The sequence below is a fragment of the Afifella sp. H1R genome (assembly GCF_021462425.1).
GTDB lineage: Bacteria > Pseudomonadota > Alphaproteobacteria > Rhizobiales > Afifellaceae > Afifella > Afifella aestuarii.
The window spans coordinates 750985-771975 of sequence record NZ_JAKEDY010000001.1 but is presented as its reverse complement, the minus strand read 5'-3'; the positions used below and the strand labels follow the sequence as shown (position 1 = coordinate 771975).

General features: G+C 62.1%; 14 protein-coding genes. 5 read left to right on the top strand and 9 right to left on the bottom strand.

All coding sequences use genetic code 11. The annotated features are described in order from the left end of the window. The first annotated feature begins 21 nt into the window (after positions 1–21). Complete coding sequence (locus L0F51_RS03515; RefSeq protein ID WP_234627957.1) at positions 22–1812, top strand: radical SAM protein; 1791 nt, start codon at positions 22–24, stop codon at positions 1810–1812. Between the two features lie 15 nt (positions 1813–1827). Here L0F51_RS03515 and recJ read toward each other — a convergent pair whose 3' ends face one another. The 5 genes from recJ to L0F51_RS03490 form a co-directional block, all read right to left on the bottom strand. Beyond that, positions 1828–3555, bottom strand: a complete 1728-nt coding sequence (gene recJ / locus L0F51_RS03510; protein ID WP_234627956.1) for a single-stranded-DNA-specific exonuclease RecJ — start codon at positions 3553–3555, stop codon at positions 1828–1830. A 232-nt stretch (positions 3556–3787) separates the two neighbouring features. Further along, a complete protein-coding gene (gene glpX / locus L0F51_RS03505) occupies positions 3788–4777 on the bottom strand; it encodes a class II fructose-bisphosphatase (protein WP_234627955.1) in 990 nt (329 codons plus the stop codon). A gap of 26 nt (positions 4778–4803) precedes the next feature. Further along, positions 4804–6120: a homoserine dehydrogenase gene (locus L0F51_RS03500; protein ID WP_234627954.1), complete on the bottom strand. Its 1317-nt coding sequence runs from the start codon at positions 6118–6120 to the stop codon at positions 4804–4806. Between the two features lie 30 nt (positions 6121–6150). After that, positions 6151–7368: an LL-diaminopimelate aminotransferase gene (locus L0F51_RS03495; protein WP_234627953.1), complete on the bottom strand. Its 1218-nt coding sequence runs from the start codon at positions 7366–7368 to the stop codon at positions 6151–6153. 61 nt (positions 7369–7429) lie between these two features. Beyond that, a complete protein-coding gene (locus tag L0F51_RS03490; protein WP_234627952.1) occupies positions 7430–7906 on the bottom strand; it encodes a hypothetical protein in 477 nt (158 codons plus the stop codon). A 96-nt stretch (positions 7907–8002) separates the two neighbouring features. Here L0F51_RS03490 and L0F51_RS03485 point away from each other — a divergent pair, with 96 nt between their 5' ends. The 3 genes from L0F51_RS03485 (at position 8003) to L0F51_RS03475 (ending at position 13168) form a co-directional block, all read left to right on the top strand. After that, complete coding sequence (locus tag L0F51_RS03485) at positions 8003–9853, top strand: alpha/beta hydrolase (RefSeq protein WP_234627951.1); 1851 nt, start codon at positions 8003–8005, stop codon at positions 9851–9853. A 103-nt stretch (positions 9854–9956) separates the two neighbouring features. Next, positions 9957–11090, top strand: coding sequence for a hypothetical protein (locus tag L0F51_RS03480; protein ID WP_234627950.1), 1134 nt, complete (start codon positions 9957–9959; stop codon positions 11088–11090). A 101-nt stretch (positions 11091–11191) separates the two neighbouring features. After that, positions 11192–13168: a hypothetical protein gene (locus L0F51_RS03475; RefSeq protein ID WP_234627949.1), complete on the top strand. Its 1977-nt coding sequence runs from the start codon at positions 11192–11194 to the stop codon at positions 13166–13168. A 130-nt stretch (positions 13169–13298) separates the two neighbouring features. Here L0F51_RS03475 and aspS read toward each other — a convergent pair whose 3' ends face one another. Continuing rightward, positions 13299–15083, bottom strand: a complete 1785-nt coding sequence (aspS, locus tag L0F51_RS03470; RefSeq protein WP_234627948.1) for an aspartate--tRNA ligase — start codon at positions 15081–15083, stop codon at positions 13299–13301. A 236-nt stretch (positions 15084–15319) separates the two neighbouring features. On the opposite strand from aspS, the gene rnd reads away from it, so the two are divergent. After that, positions 15320–16510 carry a ribonuclease D gene (rnd, locus tag L0F51_RS03465; protein ID WP_128294043.1) on the top strand — a complete coding sequence of 397 codons (1191 nt, stop codon included), beginning with the start codon at positions 15320–15322 and terminating at the stop codon, positions 16508–16510. A gap of 4 nt (positions 16511–16514) precedes the next feature. Here rnd and L0F51_RS03460 read toward each other — a convergent pair whose 3' ends face one another. The 3 genes from L0F51_RS03460 to L0F51_RS03450 form a co-directional block, all read right to left on the bottom strand. After that, entirely contained in the window at positions 16515–18098 is a 1584-nt protein-coding gene (locus tag L0F51_RS03460) for an exopolyphosphatase (RefSeq protein WP_370642301.1), read from the bottom strand. Continuing rightward, entirely contained in the window at positions 18022–20220 is a 2199-nt protein-coding gene (locus tag L0F51_RS03455) for an RNA degradosome polyphosphate kinase (RefSeq protein ID WP_234627947.1), read from the bottom strand. The genes L0F51_RS03460 and L0F51_RS03455 overlap by 77 nt, the downstream gene beginning before the upstream one ends. A gap of 84 nt (positions 20221–20304) precedes the next feature. Continuing rightward, complete coding sequence (locus tag L0F51_RS03450) at positions 20305–20988, bottom strand: DnaA ATPase domain-containing protein (RefSeq protein WP_234629323.1); 684 nt, start codon at positions 20986–20988, stop codon at positions 20305–20307. Between the last annotated feature and the right edge of the window lie 3 nt (positions 20989–20991).

Here is a 20991-nt window from a genome sequence, read left to right as displayed (position 1 = left end):
ATGGCGTAGAGGGAGGGGCTCGTGCGCACATTCCATGTCGAGATCATCAAGCCATCACACTACGACAAGGATGGCTATGTCATTCAATGGTGGAAGGCGTGGATCCCGTCCAATTCGATGGCCTGCCTCAATGCCATTGCGCGTACGAGCGCCGAGCGCCAAGTGCTCGGCCCGGATGTGGCAATTGAGGTGAATGCCTATGACGAGATGAATATCCGGGTGCCCGTGGAGGAAATCTCCGCGAGGATCGGGCGTGTCGGACATTCGGGTCTCGTCTGTCTGGTGGGCGTGCAGTCCAACCAGTTTCCGCGCGCAATGGCTCTCGCCAGACGGTTTCGTGCCGCAGGCGTGCCGGTCGCGATCGGCGGCTTTCACGTTTCCGGCTCTCTCGCGATGCTGAAGGACTTGCCAGCGGAGCTTCAGGAGGCGCTCGATCTCGGCATCATCCTGTTCGCAGGAGAGGCCGAAGAGCATTTCGACAGCTTGCTCCGCGACGTCGATAACGGCACCGCACAGTCGATCTACAATTGTATGGACGACTTACCCTCCCTGCAGGGTCAGACCACGCCCTACCTGCCGCAGCGGCTCGTGAAACGCTATGACGGCGTCGTCTCCTCTTTCGATGCCGGGCGCGGCTGCCCGTTTCAGTGCTCGTTCTGCACCATTATCAACGTGCAAGGCCGCAAGAGCCGCTGGCGCGACGCCGACGACATCGAAGCCATCGTGCGGAAGAACCACGCCGAAGGCATCAGGCGCTTCTTCGTTACCGACGACAATTTTGCGCGCAACAAGAACTGGGAAGCGATTTTCGATCGCTTGATCGCCCTGCGCGCTGAGGGATGCGGCATCGACTTCCTCATTCAGGTCGACACGCTGGCGCACAAGATCCCGGGGTTCGTGCAAAAGGCGGCACGCGCCGGCTGCAAATTCGTCTTCGTCGGACTGGAAAGCGTGAATGCGGAAAATCTTCTTCAGATGAAGAAGAACCAGAACCGGATCACCGAGTATCGGAAAATGTTCCAGGCGTGGAAGTCGGCGGGCGTCATCACCTATGCCGGCTATATTATGGGTCTGCCCGGTGACACGCCAGAGACGCTCAAGCGCGACATCGAGATCGTGCAGCGTGAGCTACCGGTCGATGTGCTCGAATTCACCATGCTGACGCCCCTGCCGGGCTCAGAAGATCACAAGAACGGCGTCGAGGCGGGCACCTGGATGGATCCCGATCTCAACAAATACGATCTCGAATCGGTGACGATCGCGCATCCTCGAATGAGCGCCGAGGCGTGGCAGCAGGCCTATCGCGACATCTGGGACTGGTACTACACGGATGCGCATATCGAGCGGATCATGCGCCGCAACGCCGCCTACGGCATCAAGCCGGTGAAGATCTGGCATTCCGTCCTGCAGGTTTATGGCGCACCGAAGTTCGAAGGCGTCCATCCCCAGCAATGCGGCTATTTGCGCCGCAAGGATCGTCTGGAGAGGCGCGCCGACATGCCTCGGCCAGCCGCCGCGGTCTTCTATCCCCTCTATCTTGCCGAAAGTGCCGCAAAATATCTGCGCTTCGGCGCCTATGCCTGGAAGATCCACCGCATGCGGAAACGCATCGCATGGGACCCCGAGGCGAAATCCTACAGCGATCTTGCGATCACACCGGTCATCGAGGCGGAAACGGAGACGCTGGAGATGTTCGCACTCAACGATCAGGCGCGAGCGGCGGTCGAGAAGGCGCGGCGACAGGCGGAAGATCGACGTCAGAGACATGTTCTGGCATCGAAGGAAGATAACCCGCTGGCGAAGGCGGGTTGATTGCCCTGCCCCCTTCTAGGCCCGAGCTGCGTCGAGGAGCTTCATTTCCACCTTCTCCTGTCCGCCCCAGCGGTTCAGAGAAAGCGTGCCCGCGACATGCATCGCCTCCCCGCGTGACGACAGAAGCGCGCGGCCGAGCGGCGTTTCAGCTTCGCGAAAGGCCATCGCCTTGATCCGCCCTCCGCTGTTGGAGCGGAGCTCGAGACGGATATGTCCGTTGCCGACGGTATCCACATAGGCAATGCGATGGGCGGGCAATACGAATACCGGCGACGGGTGCCCGGCGCCAAAGGGGCCGCATTTTTCGATCTCGGCGAAAAAGTCCCGGCTCGCGCCATCGGCGGTGACGAGCCCGTCGATCTTCATGCAATCATCGATGAGCGCCGTCTCGACGGGTGCTTCGAGCTCCGCAATCAGAAACCGCTGCAGCTCATCGAGCTTTTCCCTGCGAACGGTCACGCCCGCCGCCATTTTGTGACCTCCGCCTTTTTCCAGCAATCCTGCGGCAAGTGCGGCGCGAACGGCCGCGCCGAGATCGACGCCCGCGATCGAGCGGGCCGATCCTGTGCCGTTTCCGCTCGGCCCGTCAAAGGTGATGGCGAGAGCCGGACGCTGGAAGCGCTCCTTGAGACGCGAGGCAACGAGACCGACGACGCCCGGATGCCAGGTCTCTCCGACGACGACGAGAATGGGTGGCGTTTCTCCGGTCCTTGCAGTGGCAGGATCCGCCTGCGCACAGGCTTCAGCGACAGCTTCCGCCTCGATCGCCTGGCGTTCCGCATTCAGGCGTTCGAGGGTGGTGGCAATGCTCTCGGCCTCGGCGGCATCCCGCGTCGTCAGGAGCCGCGCGCCGAGACCGGCGTCACCGATGCGTCCGCCGGCATTGATGCGCGGTCCGAGGAGAAAGCCGCAATGGCTGGTTTCGACAGGTCCTTTGAGGCGCGCCGCGGCGGCGAGCGCCTGTAATCCCGGGCGGCCTCCATGGCGTAACGCAACAAGACCCTTGGTCACGAAAGCCCGGTTGAGGCCCGTCAGCGGAACGACGTCACAGATCGTGCCAAGCGCGACGAGATCGAGGCCCGATAGGAGATCCGGCAGGGCACCCTTGTAGCGACGGCGGCGCAATTCCCGCAGGAGGGCGACGGCCGTCATGAAAACGAGACCGACGGCGGCAAGATGGCCGAGGCCCGACAGGCAGTCCTGCCGGTTGGGATTGACGAGGGCGACGGCCTTCGGTCGCTCGAGCCCCATCTGATGGTGGTCGATGACAACGACATCGACGCCACGCGCATGTGCCCGCTCCAAAGCTTCGAAGCTCGTCGCGCCGCAATCGACGGTGACGATCAGCTCCGCACCGGCATCGATGAGACGGACGATCGCCTCAGGGTTCGGTCCATAGCCTTCGATCAGGCGGTCGGGAATGTAGATCTCGGTCGTGACCCCGAGCCCAGAGAGCGTGTCCGAAAGAAGGGCTGCAGAGGTCGCACCATCCACGTCGTAATCGCCGAAGATTGCCACCTTTTCGCGGCGCTCGATGGCATCGGCGAGACGCCCGGCAGCCAGATCCATATCCATGAGGCAGGATGGGTCTGGCATGTCCGTCTTCAGCGACGGGCCCAGAAACGCCTCCGCACCATCGTCCGAGATGCCGCGTCCAGCAAGAACGCGACAGATGCTCTCGGACAAACCGGTGCGTTGCGCGAGAGCCGTGGCCGCGGCTTCACCGCGCGCATCCAAGCGCATGCGCCAGGCGCGGCCCTTAAGAGACGCATCGACGCCGAGACAGAGGCTCGGCGTCTCTAAGTTGAGAGATGATTCGGGTCGTCCCCACATGCCGGCATTATGCGGCAGTAGCCCGCGCTCCACCACCGCGACGCCACAGGATGACGATGTCGATCCCCGCCTTTCTGGCGACGACCCTTTCTGGCGACGACGCGGCGGGCCGGGAGCAGTCGGATTGTGCGACTGTTACGGATCAGTCGATGAATTCGAACTTGTCCTCAACGATGTGCTTGGCGCGGACCCAGCGCTGCGTGCCCGTATGCGAACGGGTGACGATCGTATGGGTCATGGCCACGCCACGGCGGAAGCTCACGCCCTGCAGAAGATTGCCATCTGTCACGCCCGTGGCCGCAAAGAGCACGTCGCCCGACGCCATGTCTTCCGTCGAGTAGATCTTGCGCGGCTCGCTGATCCCCATGCGTTCGGCGCGCGCGCGCTTCTCGTCCGTATCGAGCGTGAGACGCCCCCAGATCTGTCCGCCCATGCAGCGCAACGCGGCGGCGGCGAGAACACCCTCGGGGGCGCCGCCCGAGCCGATGTAGAAGTCGATCCCGGTCGTCTCTGGATCCGTCGTATGAATGATGCCGGCAACATCGCCGTCACCGATCAAGCGGATGGCCACACCCGTGTCACGCACCGCCTCGATCAGCTTCTGATGACGCGGCCGGTCGAGAATGCATGCCGTAAGCTCGTGCGGACGGACGTCCTTTTCCTTGGCGATGCGGCGCACGATTTCCTCGGGCGGCATATCGAGCTCAATGAAATCTTCCGGGTAGCCCGGGCCAATGGCGAGCTTGTCCATGTAGACATCGGGCGCATTCAGAAGGCCGTTGCGATGCGTGATCGCAATGACGGCGAGCGAGTTGGGAAGGTTTTTTGCGCAGATCGTCGTGCCTTCCAGCGGGTCGAGCGCGATATCGACCTCGGGGCCATCGCCGTTGCCGACCTCCTCGCCGATGAAGAGCATCGGCGCCTCGTCGCGCTCGCCCTCACCGATGACGACACGGCCGCGAATCGACAGGCGGTTCAGCTCGTTGCGCATCGCATCGACAGCCGCCTGGTCGGCCGCCTTTTCATCGCCACGGCCACGCATCATGGCGGCCGCAACGGCGGCGCGCTCGGTCACACGCACCAGCTCCAGAGTCAGAACCCGGTCCATTGCGGACAAATCGATATCGGCCATTTAGCCCTCCCTCAAAATTCTGGCGCTTACAGCGCCTCAATCCGGATCATTTGGGGCCGGCCGACAATGTCACCCTCCCCCTCGATACGGCCCAATGCGTCACGCACGGCCTGCTCGGTCGTATCGTGGGTGATGATGGTGATAGAACGGAGATCATCGCGATTGCCGCGCGGTGCGGCGCCCGCGGGACGATTTCTCTGCACGATCGAATCGAGCGAGATACCGCCGTCGGCCATGGCGCGCGCGATCGCGGCGAAGGCCCCGACGCGGTCGGGCACCGACAAGCGCAGATAATAGCCGCCGGCATGAGCCCGCATCCGGGCTCGCTCATAAGGCTTGAGGCTTGCGACAGGACGCCCGAAAGGCGGCGCACGAAAACCGCGAGCGCAATCGACGATATCGCCAACGACGGCGGAGGCCGTTGCGTCGCCACCGGCTCCGGGGCCCGAGAGGACCACCTGCCCGATGAAGTCCCCTTCAACGGCGACCGCATTGGTGACGTCGGAGATCCGGGCGAGCTGCGAGTTCTTCGGCAGCATTGTCGGATGCACGCGCTGTTCGATGCCGCTGTCCGTCTCCTGGGCGACGGCGAGAAGCTTGATCCGGTAGCCGAGCTCTTCTGCGGCGGCGATATCCTCGGCCGTGATCGAGGCGATGCCTTCCACGAAGATGGCGTCTTTGTTGAGCTCCACCCCGAATGCCAGAGAGGTGAGAATGGCGAGCTTATGGGCCGCGTCGAGCCCGTCGATATCGAAGCTCGGGTCTGCTTCCGCATAGCCGAGCTCCTGCGCGTCGGCGAGACACTGTTCGAAGCTCAGCCCTTCGGCTTCCATGCGCGTCAGGATGTAATTGCAGGTGCCGTTCAAGATGCCGAAGAGACGCGTGATGCGATTGCCGGCCAGCGCCTCTCGCAGCGCCTTGACGATCGGGATGCCACCGCCGACTGCGGCCTCAAAGGCGAGCACGCCGCCACCTTTTTCTGCGGCGGCCGCGAGTTCAAGCCCGTGCTTTGCCAGAAGCGCCTTGTTTGCCGTCACCACCGACTTTCCGGAGTCGAGGGCCGCACGTGTCGCCTCGCGGCAGACGCCGTTTTCGCCACCGATCAGCTCGATGAAGCAGTCGATGTCCGGCGACGAGGCGAGTGCGACGGGATCGCTGTGCCAGCTGAGCCCATCGAGCGAGATGCCCCGGTCTTTGTTCGGGTTGCGCGCGGAGACGGCGACAAGCCGCAACGGCCGTCCAGCACGATCCGTCAGCGCCTCTTCATGATCTCGAAGAAGCCGAATGACGGATGTGCCGACCGTGCCCAACCCGGCCAGTCCGAGCCTGAGCGGCTGATCCATGGATGCCTTCCCGGAGAGAATTGGTAATTGTCAGGCGTTCGCCTTGAGCGGGACGACGTTGTGCAACGTTTCATCGGCCGTGGCAAGAAAACGCCGAAGGTTTCGCGCCGCCTGGCGGATGCGTTGCTCGTTTTCCACGAGCGCGATCCGGACGTGCCCGTCGCCATGTTCCCCAAAGCCGATGCCCGGAGCGACGGCAATATCCGCCTTCTCGATCAAGAGCTTAGAGAATTCCAGCGAGCTCACCCCCCGGAACCGCTCCGGCAACGGCGCCCATACGAACATCGATGCCGCAGGCGCCGGAATGTCCCACCCTGCACGCGAGAACGATTCAACCAGGCAATCGCGCCGGCTCTTGTAGATCTCCCGCGCTTCATCGGCCGGGCTGGTTTCCTCATTGAGCGCTGCCGCCGCGGCCACCTGAATGGGTGTGAACGCGCCGTAGTCGAGATAGGATTTGACCCGCGCGAGCGCCGCGATCAGCCGTTCGTTGCCGACGGCAAAACCCATCCGCCAGCCGGGCATCGAGAAGGTTTTGGACAACGACGTGAATTCGACGGTCACGTCCATCGCACCCGGCACCTGCAGGACCGACGGCGGAGGATTATCGTCGAAATAAATCTCCGCATAGGCAAGATCGGACAGAACGAAGATGTCGTTGCGGCGGGCGAAGGCGACGACGTCGCGGTAGAATTCGAGATCCGCGACATGCGCCGTCGGATTGGACGGATAGCAGAGTATGACGGCAATCGGCTTCGGGATGGAATGGTGCACAGCCCGTTCCAGCGCCTGGAAAAACTCCGGTCCCGGCTCGGCCGGCACGTGCCGGATCGCGCCGCCCGCCATCAGGAAGCCGAAAGCGTGAATCGGATAGCTCGGATTGGGAACGAGAACAACATCGCCCGGGGCGGTGATGGCCTGGGCCATATTGGCGAAGCCTTCCTTCGAGCCGAGCGTCGCAACGACGTGGCGTTCCGGATCGAGCTTCACGCCGAAGCGGCGTTCGTAATAGGCGGCTTGCGCGCGGCGAAGTCCCGGAATGCCTTTCGAAGCCGAATAGCGATTGGTCCGCGGCTTCTGAACGGTCTCAATCAGCTTCTCGATGATGAAGGCCGGCGTCGGAAGATCTGGATTGCCCATGCCAAGATCGATGATATCGGCGCCACCGGCTCGAGCGGCGGCCTTGAGCCTGTTGACCTGCTCGAAAACATAGGGTGGCAGCCGTTTGATCTTGTGAAATTCGTCCATTGTCCTTCATCCATTTGCAGGCGAAGACTGGATTGGTTATGCCAGCTTCGCTGCTGTGAGGTTATTGCACGTTTGTAGAGTTTTCGCGAATTTTCTCAGCCGTCTCTTTTTGATTTTGCTGAACGAGGCGCCGCAACTCCGCCTCTCGTGCAGCGAGTTCTTGCTGCCTGCGGCCATTGGCACCGCGGCGAGCGGCGGCAATCTGTTCGAGCTCGGCCTTCAATGCGGCGACATTCCGGGTCGGCCTGACGAGCATACTCGGCGGCACGGCGGTGTCGAACACGCCTGGAAACTCTGGAGGATTCGCGTCTTCGGCGGCGGCGCGTGCCCGGATTTCTGCGACCGTGCGGTCGTATGCCGCCGCCTTTTGAGGGTCGCTCGGCCTTTGCGGCGGCGTGCTGCTCTCCTTAAGTCCTGTGAGAGCGGGGCTTTCGCAGGCCGTCAGCGCGAAGAGTGCGAGGGCAGCAACGGTCAGCCCTCTCAATCCGCCAACGGGATGTGAGCGATTCTGATGACAGTGTTGAGCTAGGAAACGCAATTGACGCTCTCGGCCTTGCTGAGTTCGAAGGAGCTGGCTGCTGTGCTATATCGCATAAGGCGCTCGGATCACCCCTAATAAGGTAATTGTGTCAGGATGGCGGAGAAAAAATCACGCAAAGAGCGGGAGGATGTCACAGAGGAACGGCCGGACAAGCCGCTGCCCACCTCTTACATCGCGGCCGATCCGGAAGTCTTTGCCCGCAATATGGCGCGTGCCTTCGAGGAAGGCGGGAAGGCGCTCGCGGCCTATCTGCGACCGCGCGAAACGGGACAGACGGGGGCCGACCAGCTCGCCGAACACACGGCCGAAGTGATGAAGACGATGAGCCATGTCGGGCAATACTGGATGTCCGACCCGGCGCGAACCATCGAAGCGCAGACCAAGCTCTGGGCACAATATCTGTCGATCTGGAACAGCGGCCTGCGCAAAGCCATGGGCGATGGCGCAGACGGTCAGCAGGACTCCGTGGCCGACAAGCGGTTTGCCGATCCGGATTGGTCGCAGAACCCGATGTTCGACGTCTTGAAACAACTCTATCTTGCAACCTCGCGCTGGGCCGAGGACCTGGTGGAGGATGCAGAGGATGTCGATCCGCACACACGTCAGAAAGCACGCTTTTACGTGCAGCAGATCGCCAACGCGCTGTCGCCCTCGAATTTCGCCATGACCAACCCCGAAGTGCTCCGCGCCACCGCAGAGAGCAACGGGGAGAACCTGGTCAGAGGCATGCACATGCTGGCGGAGGATATCGCCGCCGGCAAAGGCGATCTGCGCGTGCGCCAGACCGACGCCACGGCGTTCAAGATCGGCGAGAACATCGCCACGACGCCTGGAAAGGTTGTTGCCCAGAACGAGCTCTGCCAGGTGATTCAGTACGAGGCGACGACGAAGAGCGTCTTGAAGCGACCGCTCCTGATCGTGCCGCCATGGATCAACAAATTCTACATTCTCGATCTCAACAGCGAGAAGAGTTTCGTCCGCTGGGCGGTGGAACAGGGGCACACGGTCTTCGTCATTTCGTGGGTCAATCCCGACCGGCGGCACGCGGACAAGACCTTCGAGCATTATATGAAGGAGGGAATTTTCTATGCCCTCGACGTCGTCGAGCGCGCCACCGGTGAGCGCAAAGTCAACGCCATCGGCTATTGCGTCGGCGGCACGCTTCTCGCCGTCGCCCTCGCATACCTCGCAAAGGGACGCAGCAAGCAGCGGATCGCGAGTGCGACGATGTTCGCCGCCCAGGTCGACTTCACCTATTCCGGCGATCTGAAGCTGTTTGCCGACGAGGAGCAGATCGAAACGATCGAGGAGGACATGGCCGAGCGGGGCTATCTCGACGGCTCGAAGATGGCGACGGCCTTCAATCTTTTGCGATCGAACGACCTGATTTGGCGGTATTTCGTAAGCGACTACATGCTCGGCAAGGAGCCGCTGCCTTTCGACCTTCTCTACTGGAATTCCGATTCCACCCGCCTGCCGGCGGCGAACCATTCCTTCTACCTGCGCAACTGCTATCTTGAGAACAATCTCTCTCAGGGGCGCATGAAGATCGGCGACAAGACGCTCGACCTCAGCCGCGTGACGATCCCCGTCTACAATCTCGCCACCAAAGAGGACCATATCGCGCCGGCAAAATCGGTGTTTTTCGGCAGCCAGTTTTTCGGCGGACCCGTGCGCTTCGTCCTTACAGGCTCAGGCCATATCGCGGGCGTCATCAACCCGCCGGCGAAGAACAAATACCAATACTGGATCGATGGAAACGCCGATGGAGACATCGAAACGTGGATGGAGAAGGCCGAAGAGAAGCCCGGGTCCTGGTGGCCGGACTGGCAGCGCTGGATCGAGACACTGGACGACAAACGGGTGGATGCCCGTGAGATCGGCGGGGGCAAGCTCCAGCCGCTCGAGGACGCTCCGGGCTCCTACGTCAAAATGAAGTGCTGACCTTGCCGTATTGTTGTCCCGACCCGATGTGAGAGCGTGCACTTGCCCTCGGCAAACGGCGCAGCATGATGCGCCGCATGATTCCATACCGCGAAGGACAACTATGCGCGTTCATACCCCCCTGGTCATCCCGGCTCTCGCGGCCGGTTTCCTAAGCCTCACCGGCACGGCTTTCGCTCAGGATGCGGAAGCCGTCGCCAAATCGTTTGAAGCGACCCTGGCGCAAGGCGGCAAGATGACGGTCTCCCATGAGGGGGACGTATCGGGCAGTGGCGATGAGGTCGCCATCAACGGCCTCACGCTGACGCCGAAGGATGGCGGCACCGTGATCGCATTCGACGAGGTGACTCTGACCGGCGTGGCCGAGGAAGACGACGGCTACACCGCCGACGAAATCGTCTTCGACGGAGGCACTCTCTCCGGCGATGCGACCGGCACGATCGGCAATGTCAGGCTGGAAGAAGCGACTTTTGGCGAGACGCCGGAAGCTGAGCAGGAAACCCCGGGCCTGCTCTTCCATCGCCTTGTCGGCAGCGACGTCAGCGTCACACCGAAAGACCGCAACGAGCCCGTGACGGTGTCCGGCTTCACGATGACGAGCGAGGATATCGTCGACGGCGTGCCGCAAACGAGCCAGGGCAGCGTCGAGGATCTCGTGGTCCCCGGGAGCTACGTTCCGGCCGACCAGAAGATGAAGCCTTCCGATCTCGGCTACGACGAACTCGCTTTCAACATCGAATGGGCCGGTTCGCGCGATCCCGAAAGCCAGGATCTGAAGCTCGACAAGGTGGCGCTCACCCTGAAAGACGGCGGCACTTTGATGATCGATGGCAATCTCGGCAACGTCGCGATGCCCGGCGCCGAAACAGCTGCCCAGCCGATGGCGGGCATTGCCACGATGAATGTGTCTGACTTCACGCTGCGCTACGAAGACGATTCGCTGACGGGGCGTGTTCTCGACTTTTACGGCAAGCAGCAGGGCATGGATGGCGACAAATATGCCGAGCAGCTGGCGGCCGCGGTCCCCTTCATGCTGAGCGCCATGCAGAACGCCGATTTCCAGAAAAAGGTCTCTGACGCTGTCAGCACGTTCCTTCGCGATCCGCAGTCGCTGACGGTCACGATCGCTCCGGATAAGCCCATGTCTGGCGCCGAGATCCTTCAAATCGCAGGCTCCGCCCCGCAGACGCTTCCGGATGTCTTGAACGTCTCGGTCACCGCAAACCAAAGCCGCTAACTGCAGACCTGTCAGAGCTGAGAGATAGTTTTATGCGTTGTTTCTTTTCTGTTCGCACACCGCTTCTTTTAGCTCTGACCGTGCTGCCACCGACCGGAGCCTTGGCGGATCCGGTCGGCGAGCAGGTGTTCCGTGACCTCGTCAGCGAGCTCGATGGCGTTCCCGGCTGGAGCGCGAGTGTCGGCAGCATCGCCAGCGAGGACGACGTCGTCGTGGGAACCGGTGTGCATTTCGTTCGCACCGAGCCGCCGCTCGACATCACTTTCGATGAGCTGCGGCTGGACCAGCCCCGCGAGGCCGCAGGAGGGCTCTCTGCCGATAGCATTCAGGGGGCCGGGATAAGCGTCGTTGGTGAAGATGTGGCCTTCGAGGCCCCGGTCTTTTCCGTGACCGGGATCGCCGTGCCGACCCTCGCGGATCTGAGTTTTGATCAGGATCGCCCCTTCTCGTCACTGCGGACGCTGTATCAGCGTCTTTCCGAAGTGTCGGTTGAACACGCCGAGATTCCGGAGCTGCATCAGGTGGTCCTGCCGCGCCTGACGACAGTGCGGAAGCAGAGCGTCACCTACGAAGGGCTTGAGCTCGAAGACTGGAAGGACGGTGTTATCGCCCGTTCGTCGGTCGGTCCGATCACGATGCGCACGGAGGGCGACGATCCCGCTACGGCGCGCATCGCTTCGGTGAACGTCGAGAAGACAAATTTCAACAGCGTGCTGCGTCTCCTTTCCGACGATGTCACCGGATCAAACGGCAACGCGCGTGAGGACTGGCAGAATGCCTTCGCTGAGATCTCCTATGCGGGCCTCAGCATTACGACCGAGGAGGGTGTGCGGGTCTCCATCGATGATATGACCCTGTCCGACATCGAAACGCGGCGCCCGGACAAACCCTACATCGCGCCCCTCGAGCAGGCGATGCGAGAGGCGGATCGCGAAACCGAGGGAGACATCGACGACCAGCAGGTGATGGAAGCCCTCACGACCTTCTTTGAGGCAATGCGGCTCGGCGAATTCAAGTTGCACCGGCTGATTGTGGAAAAGACTGGCGAAGAGGCGGGCCGCACAGAGATTGCCGAGATCGGAGTCTCAAGCCTCACCCGAGACGGTTTCGAGCGGGCGTGGGGAACGGCGTTGCAGTCAGATTTTCCCGACGCTTATATGAAGCTCGACCGCTTTGCGCTCAACGATCTCGTCTTTCCGCTACCAAGTCCGGAGGCCTTTGCCGCTCTGGAAGAGGCCGAAAGCGGTTCGCTCTCGGAGGACGAGAGACGGGCTTTTGCCGCCCTTCCCTTCCAGATGACGCCGCAGATCGGCAGTCTCGACATGGAGGGGTTGGTCGTCGGCCAGAGCCGGATTCTGGCCGTCTCGGTCGATCGCATACAGACGAAGAGTGTCCCTTCGGACCGTCTTCTGCCTGAACGGGGCGAGCTCGCAATCTCCGACATCTCCGTGCCGGGCGCTCTTCTGCGCCGAGATCCGAAGTCGGCCCTTTTCTTCGATGGCCTTGGCTATGACGGGCTCCACATCGACATAAATGGAGCGAGCCAGCTCAGCGAGGATGGAAGACTGGAGACGACCACGGCTTTAGAGGTTGCGGACGCTGCGGGATTGCGATTCGGCGCGAAGCTTACGGGTCTCACCGAGGAGTGGGTTCTCGATCTGATGATGCAGCAGATGGAGAACAGCGATGACCCCACAGCGTTCTTCACACTTCTGTCGAAGCTGCGTTTGGAGCAGATGACCGTCGCGCTCACCGACCACTCGCTGATCGATCGGTCGTTCGCTTTGGCCGCGGAGCAGCAGGGTCAACCGGCCGAGCAGTACAAAGATCAAATCGTCGGTGCGCTGCCGTTCCTGATTGGCACCGCGGTTCCGCCGAAGATCGGCCAGTTTTTGGCGGACCCTCTAAAGGACTTCCTGGAAAGCGGGAACACGCTGGTTCTGACGCTGGCGCCGCGGGCGCCCCTGCCTCTCTCGGCTCTGGTGGATGCAGAAGACGATCCGGAAGCCTTGCTCAAGCTCGTCGGCGCGTCACTGAAGACACGTGAGACGGCGCCTGAACTGCCGGTCCTCAAGTAAGACGGACGTCCGGACGACATCCTGTCCCGCCGGCGTTTCGGTCAGCGGGACAGGGTCATCGTGATCTCGGAAAAATGTCGAGGAGACGAGAGAGCCGCCATTGGCGGCTCCCGGTCTCGATCGTGCGGCCTCAGTCCTGAGGCGCCGTCACGCGAATGGAGAGCTCGCGGAGCTGCTTCGGCGTCACGGAGGATGGCGCGCCCATCAAGAGATCCAGCGCCTGCTGGTTCATCGGGAACATCGTCACTTCGCGCAGGTTCTTGGCGCCGACGAGAAGCATGACGATGCGGTCGATGCCCGCCGCCATGCCGCCATGCGGAGGTGCGCCGTACTGAAGCGCCCGCAGCATGCCGCCGAACTTCTCCTCCAGCACCTCTTCCGGATAACCGGCGATCGCGAAGGCCTTCTTCATGATCTCCGCCTTGTGGTTGCGGATCGCGCCCGAGGCGATCTCGTAGCCATTGCAGACGCAGTCATACTGATAGGCGGGAATGGTCAGCGGGTCTTTGGTCTCGAGCGCTTCGAGGCCACCCTGCGGCATGGAAAACGGGTTGTGCGAGAAGTCGACCTTCTTCTCCTCGTCGTCCCATTCGTACATCGGGAAATCGACGATCCAGGCGAGCGCGAAACGGTTCTCGTCGATGAGATTGAGCTCACGGCCCGCACGGTCACGCGCCTTGCCGGCGAAATCCGCAAAGATCTTCGGGTTGCCCGCGACGAAGAAGACGGCATCGCCCTCTGTGAGGCCGAGCTGACTGCGGATTGCTTCCGTACGCTCTTCGCCGATGTTCTTCGCGACCGGGCCTGCACCCGTCAGCTTGTCCGCCTCGTTGCGGAAGAAGATGTAGCCGAGGCCAGGCTGGCCCTCGCCCTGCGCCCAGGAATTCATGCGGTCGCAGAAGGCGCGCGAGCCGCCGCCCGGAGCCGGTATAGCCCAGACTTCGACTTTCGGATCCCGCTCGATCATGCCGGCGAAAACCTTGAAGCCGGAGCCGGCGAAATGCTCCGTCACCGCCTGCATTTCGATCGGGTTTCTGAGGTCCGGCTTGTCGGTCCCATATTTGCGGATGGCATCGGCATAGGCGATCCGCGGAAAGACCTGAGTCACTTCGCGGCCATCCGCGAAGCTTTCGAAGATGCCCCGCATCACCGGCTCCATCGCCGCGAAGACATCGTCCTGCGTCACGAAGCTCATCTCGATGTCGAGCTGGTAGAACTCGCCCGGCAGACGGTCGGCGCGCGGATCCTCGTCGCGGAAGCAAGGGGCGATCTGGAAGTAGCGGTCGAAGCCCGCCACCATGATCAGCTGCTTGAACTGCTGCGGCGCCTGCGGCAACGCGTAGAACTTTCCCGGATGGATGCGCGACGGCACCAGGAAGTCCCGCGCACCTTCAGGGGACGAGGCCGTAAGGATCGGCGTCTGGAACTCGTTGAAGCCCACCCCGCCCATAAGCTCGCGCAGACGCGAAATGACGGCCGAGCGCTTCATGATGTTCTTGTGCAAGGTGTCGCGGCGCAGATCGAGGAAGCGATAGCGCAGGCGCGTATCCTCCGGATATTCCGGCTCACCGAAGACCGGCAGCGGCAGCTCCGGCGCTTCGGAAAGGATCTCGATCTCGTTGGCAAAGACTTCGATCTCGCCCGTCGGCAGGTTCGGATTGACGACTTCCGGCGCGCGCGCCTTCACTTCGCCGTCGACGCGCACGCACCATTCGGCGCGCAGCTTTTCAGCGCTCGTGAAGGCAGGCGAATCGGGATCGGCGACGATCTGCGTCAGACCATAGTGATCGCGCAGATCGATGAAGAGCAGGCCGCCGTGGTCGCGCACGCGGTGCACCCAGCCGGAGAGACGAACATTTTCACCGACATCGCTGGCGCGAAGCGCGCCGCAATGGTGGGAACGATAGCGATGCATGATACCGCTTCTTTCGGGTTTTGAGACAGTGGTCCGAAACGGACAAATTCGGCCGGAGAAGCACAGAAGCACGGGCTTGTGTCAAGGGAGCCGCCGCCTCAGGAGGGGTGCTCGTCCCACAAGCGGTACCCGGCGGGATGGCCCACGCAAATCCTCCTGCGAACCGCGAAAAACTCCTAAGGTGCGCCACGAAAGCGTGGCGACAGCTGCTTTCAGATTCGCTATAGAGCAGCGCAATGAGTGCCAAAAACGATTATCAAGTCATCACCGACAGCGCGCAGCTTGCGGAGATCTGCCGCCGCTTTTCCGCCTCGCCTTTTGTCTCGATCGACACGGAATTCATCCGTGAGACCACCTTCTGGGCTCGCCTCTGCCTGATCCAGATGGCGGATCCGGAGGTCGCGGTCATCGTCGACCCCCTGGCTGAGGGGCTGGATCTTGCACCCTTCTTCGAGCTGATGCGCAACGAGAAGGTCACCAAGGTCTTCCATGCCGCACGGCAGGATGTGGAGATCTTCGTCAAGCTCGACGGCGCTGTCCCACAACCTCTCTTCGACACACAGCTTGCGGCCATGGTGTGCGGCTACGGCGATCAGATCAGCTACGATCAACTCGTCTATCGCGTCACGGGCGTGCGGATCGACAAATCCTCCCGTTTCACGGACTGGCAACGGCGACCGCTCAGCCAGAAGCAGCTCGATTACGCCGTTTCGGACGTGACGCATCTTTGCGACGTCTACCGCTTCCTAAAAGCCAATCTGGAGGAGCAGAAGCGCAGCGACTGGGTCGCCGAGGAGCTTGCCGTCCTCAATGACGTCGAAACCTACAGGACGCATCCCGAGAATGCCTGGAAGCGGCTCAAGATGCGGGTGAGGAAACCACGTCAGCTTGCGGTCATGCAGAAGGTTGCCGCCTGGCGGGAGAAGGAAGCGCAGAGCCGCGATGTCCCGCGCCAGCGCGTGCTGAAGGACGAGGCGATCTACGAGATCGCGCTGCAGCAGCCGCGCAATGCCGAACAGATGGCAAGGTTGCGCGCCCTGCCCCGCGGCTTCGAGCGCTCGCACGCCGCTCAGGCATTGATTGCTGCGGTCGAAGAGGCGCTCGCCGTTCCGGACGCAGACCTTCCGTCGATCCCGAAACCGCGCCCGGCCCCTGAACATGCAAGCGCTTCGGCCGAGCTTCTCAAAGTGCTTTTGAAGATGGTCTCAGAAGAGCACGGCGTCGCCTCGCGGCTCGTTGCGACGGTCGACGAACTGGAGAAGATCGCAGCCGACGATCATGCCGATGTGCCCGCCATGAAAGGATGGCGACGGCAGCTCTTCGGGGACCAGGCCCTCGCCTTGAAGCGCGGAGAGATGGCACTCCTGCTCGGCAATGGCCGTGTGCGGGCGGTGCAGGTCGAAGATATGCAGGCCGCGGCCGAATAACGTCTCAGCCGTCTATGACGATGCGGCTCTCCAATCCAACGAGAGCCGCCAGCTGCTTCAACCGCGTCTCCAGACGCCCTCCGGCAAGTTCGCTGAGATCGGGCGGCAGGACGAGTTGCAGCTCGTTGTCCGTGCGCCGCAAGGCGGTGCGTGGCACCACCCCCGGCATCGAGGCCGAAACGAGGTAGGCGACGCGAAAGATCGCGGCGAGCGCCCTCGCCCGCTCCTTGTAGCGCGTCGGAACGATCTCCCGCAGACCTGGTCCGAGTTCATCGTCCGACAGGCCAGAATGGCGGTAGTAGACGGACAGGCCGAGATAAGCGCGTCCGGGATGGTCGACACCCACGAAGCCCGCATGGGCAATGATATTCAGGCTCTGCTCGCCCCGGTAATCGGGATGCGCACGCCAGCCGATATCCGCGAGCAGACAGGACGCAGCCCGCAACCTTTCCTCTTCCTTCGTCTCGTCGATGCCGAGCGCTTTCATCGCATCGCCCGTCCAGGCGATCAGCTCTTCTGAATGCGCCGGCGAGCGGGAGCGTAGAAAACAGAGTTCGCGTGCGGCGGCGATGAGCGCATTCTTCTCCTGCTCTTCGGCAGGCAGGCGGGAGTAGAGAAAGCCTTCGCGCAGGCCGAGAGCGGAGATCACGATGCGGGCGGGTTTGCCGGCGCGCACCAGCTCCGACAAGACGAGGCCGCCATATGCCAGGAGCGGTTGTCGCTGCTTGGAGACGGCGTCGATGGAATCGATCGATGCGACCGGCTGCCGATAAAGACTCTTCAGGAAATCTCGACTGCGTTCGGTCTCCAGCGTGTAGCCATGCATCACGTGAAGCGGATAGCCGGTCTGGCGCATGTGCAGTTTCGCAATCGACCGCCAGGTGCCACCGATCGCATAAAAGGTGCGGCCTTCCAGATGACGAAGGACCTTGGAGTTTTCCAAGGCCGCACGCGCGATTTTCCGGGCTGCTTTCAGATCTCCGCCGGAATCGTCCTTGAGACGCAGACCTCCGAGAGGAAAGGTCTCGCCATCACCGACCCGTGTGCCGCGGACATTGGTGAGTTCGAGGCTGCCGCCGCCGAGGTCACCCGCGACGCCCTCTGGGACCTCAAAGCCGTCGACCACTCCGAGGGCCGCATAATGCGCTTCCGCGGGACCTGTGAGCACGGTGACGTCACAGCCGCAGATATCCCGCACCTTGGCGATGAATTTCGAGCCGTTCTCTGCCTCACGCGTCGCGGCCGTCGCGAGAACGCTGAGTTCCACAACACCGATCTGACGGCAGAGAGCTGCAAAGCGCCTCAGCGCGGAAAGAGCCTTGTCGACAGACGCATCCGAGAGGCGGCGCGAGGTCGCGACGCCCTCGCCCAATCCCGCGAGAACCTTCTCGTTGAAGAGCGGCGTCGGTGAACGCGCCATTCGCTCGTAGACAACGAGACGAACCGAGTTCGAGCCGATGTCAATGACGGCAACAGGCCCGTAGCCGGCAATGCGGCCGGGCGCGTCAGGCTCAATTATCAAGCCGGTCGGCGAAGGTGCGGGGTGTGTCGGATTTGAGCGATTTTCCACGGCCGGAGAGACTTGCATTGGTCATAAAATAGCGATGGGCGTTAAAGAGTTCCTCTCCCTCTTCCGGTTCGATGCGCCGGGAGGTGCCGTCAGAGAGGATTTCCCAGCTTTGCTGGTTGTCTTTCAGGTTGGCGACCATGATCTGGTCCAGGATCTGCATATGCACCGTCGAATTGGTGATCGGCACCATCGTTTCCACGCGCCGATCGAGGTTGCGGGGCATCAGGTCGGCGGAGCCGATATAAAGGAGCGCCTCGTCCGACGGCAGGCCGTGGCCGTTGCCGAAACAGAGAATGCGCGAATGCTCCAGGAAACGGCCGACGATCGATTTCACGCGGATGTTTTCCGACAGACCAGGAAGCCCGGGTCTAAGGCAGCAAATGCCACGGATGACGAGCTCGACTTTCACCCCGGCGCCGCTCGCCCGATAAAGCGCGTCGATGATCTGCGGATCGACGAGAGAATTCATCTTCATCCAGATGCGGGCGGGACGCCCTGCAGCCGCGTGACCGATCTCGGCGTCGATATGTTCCAGGATGCGGGAGCGCAGCGTGTAGGGCGACACGGCAAGGCGCACGACGTCCTGCGGCGGAGCATAGCCGGTGATGAAATTGAAGACGCGGGCGACGTCGCGCGCGATCGCGGGATCCGCGGTGAAATAGGAAAGGTCGGTGTAAATCTTGGCCGTGATCGGGTGATAATTGCCTGTGCCGATATGCACATAGCTGACGAGCCCGTTCGGCTCGCGACGCACCACCTGGCTGAGCTTGGCGTGCGTCTTGAGCTCCATGAAGCCGTAGACGACCTGCGCACCGGCGCGCTCCAGATCGCGCGCCCAGCGGATGTTGGCTTCCTCGTCGAAGCGTGCCTTGAGCTCGACGAGCGCCGTCACGGATTTACCGGCCTCGGCAGCTTCCGTCAGCGCCTTGATGATCGGGCTGTCGTTTGATGTGCGATAGAGCGTCTGCTTGATCGCCATCACGTCCGGATCGCTCGCCGCCTGGCGCAGGAACTGCACCACGACGTCGAAGGATTCGTATGGGTGATGGACGACGATGTCCTTCTGCTGGATCGCGGCGAAGCAATCACCCGCATGCTCGCGGATCCGCTCAGGAAAACGCGGCGTGTAAGGCTTGAATTTGAGATCGCGGCGGTCGATCCCAACGAGCTGTTCGAGATCCTTGATCCCGAGCAGGCCATGAATGACGTAGACCTCGTCATTATCGACGGAAAGCGATTGCTGGACAACCGCGCGCAGATCTTCCGGCATCGAGGATTCGACCTCCAGCCGGATAACCGAACCGCGGCGGCGCTGCTTGAGCGCGCGCTCGAAGAGGCGGGCGAGATCCTCCGCCTCTTCCTCGATCTCGATATCGGAATCGCGAATGACCCGGTAGACGCCCTTTCCGACGACCTCATAGCCAGGAAACAACCGGTCTATGAAAAGGCCGACGGTCTCTTCCACGCTGATGAAGCGTGTCGGATGCTTCTCGTCCTGGCGCGGCAGGCGGATGAAGCGCGACAGCGTATGCGGCATGCGCACCAGCGCGCGCATGAAGCGATGGTGGACCGGGTCGGTCAGGGAAAGCGCCAGCGTGAATCCCAGATTGGGAATGAACGGAAACGGATGCGCGGGATCGATGGCGAGCGGCGTCAGGACCGGAAAGACCGTCTCCATGAAATATTCCGCAAGCCATTCGGCATCGTCAGAGGTGACCTCTTCGCCGCGAACGATCGAAATCCCCTCCCTGTCGAGGAGCTCGCGCAAAACGATCCATTGCGCCTGCTGATCGTTGACCAGCGCCTCGACCTTCCGATCGATTTCCATGAGCTGCTGCGACGGCGTCAGCCCATCGGCGCTGACGGTTGCAATCTTCTCGCGCTCCTGCCCCTTCAGACCGGCGACGCGGACCATGAAAAATTCGTCGAGATTGTTTGCTGAGATCGACAGAAAGCGCAGCCGTTCCAGGAGCGGGTGATTTGGGTTCTCGGATTCCTCGAGCACGCGGCGATTGAATTCCAGCCACGAAATCTCGCGGTTGATGAAGCGCTTGGGATCGCCGAGAAGCTCGCTGGTCGATACGGCGATCGTCCCATTTTCGGAATCAACCGTATCCGTGGCTATCGGGCTCTCTTCCATCGATCCTCTCTCAGTCTGCGAACCGCGTGATCGCAGCGGAGCGTAACACTTGGATGACACTCGCGGAAACCAAGCTCTTGCATCTCAGGAGCCGATCACCTGGTTTTCACGGCTCGCGAGAACCTGCGCAACGAGAGGTCGCGTGATACGCCGTCCTTCGCTCAGCGCCTCTTCGTCGATGGCTGCGACGAGCGCCTGGGCCTCGCGCAGCGAGCGTTCCATCCGGACGACCATGTAGTCGATGACGTTGCGCTCCACCGAAAGCTGACGGTCGCTGAAAAGTTTGACCAGAACCTGTCGCAACAAGGGTTCATCGGGCCGGTCGATGGAAATGGGGATCGCAAGCCGCAGGCGCGAGATCAGGTCTTTCAGCGACAGCTGCCAACGCGCGAGAGGTTCGCGTGCCGTGATGAGGATCGTAAAACCTTCTTCACGCGCCCGGTTGATCAGATGGAAAAGTGCGCGCTCGGGAACTTCGTCGGCGGCGACATCTTCCACGAGAACGGGCCGGCCGGGGCCGCCCACCTCTCTCTCTTCAAGCGTCGCTCCCGCGACGATCACGGCCCCTGCTCTTTCCGCCCAGAGGCTGGCGAGATGGGTTTTGCCGGAGCCTTCAGGTCCGCACAACAGCACGACTGGCGCGGACCAGTTCGGCCAGCTCATGATGACCTCGTAGGCCGCACGGTTCGCTTCCGTCACCAGATAGCTGTCGCTGTCGTAGGCGGCTTCATGCGCGAGCGGGATCGGGATCTGACGTTGCGAGATCATGGC

Coding starts and splice junctions, on each gene's coding strand:
- L0F51_RS03460 (WP_370642301.1), bottom strand. CDS start 18,098: ATGCAAGTCTCTCCGGCCGTGGAAAATCGCTCAAATCCGACACACCCC.
- rnd (WP_128294043.1), top strand. CDS start 15,320: ATGAGTGCCAAAAACGATTATCAAGTCATCACCGACAGCGCGCAGCTT.
- L0F51_RS03455 (WP_234627947.1), bottom strand. CDS start 20,220: ATGGAAGAGAGCCCGATAGCCACGGATACGGTTGATTCCGAAAATGGG.
- L0F51_RS03495 (WP_234627953.1), bottom strand. CDS start 7,368: ATGGACGAATTTCACAAGATCAAACGGCTGCCACCCTATGTTTTCGAG.
- L0F51_RS03485 (WP_234627951.1), top strand. CDS start 8,003: ATGGCGGAGAAAAAATCACGCAAAGAGCGGGAGGATGTCACAGAGGAA.
- L0F51_RS03480 (WP_234627950.1), top strand. CDS start 9,957: ATGCGCGTTCATACCCCCCTGGTCATCCCGGCTCTCGCGGCCGGTTTC.
- glpX (WP_234627955.1), bottom strand. CDS start 4,777: ATGGCCGATATCGATTTGTCCGCAATGGACCGGGTTCTGACTCTGGAG.
- L0F51_RS03450 (WP_234629323.1), bottom strand. CDS start 20,988: ATGATCTCGCAACGTCAGATCCCGATCCCGCTCGCGCATGAAGCCGCC.
- aspS (WP_234627948.1), bottom strand. CDS start 15,083: ATGCATCGCTATCGTTCCCACCATTGCGGCGCGCTTCGCGCCAGCGAT.
- L0F51_RS03500 (WP_234627954.1), bottom strand. CDS start 6,120: ATGGATCAGCCGCTCAGGCTCGGACTGGCCGGGTTGGGCACGGTCGGC.
- recJ (WP_234627956.1), bottom strand. CDS start 3,555: ATGCGCTTGGATGCGCGCGGTGAAGCCGCGGCCACGGCTCTCGCGCAA.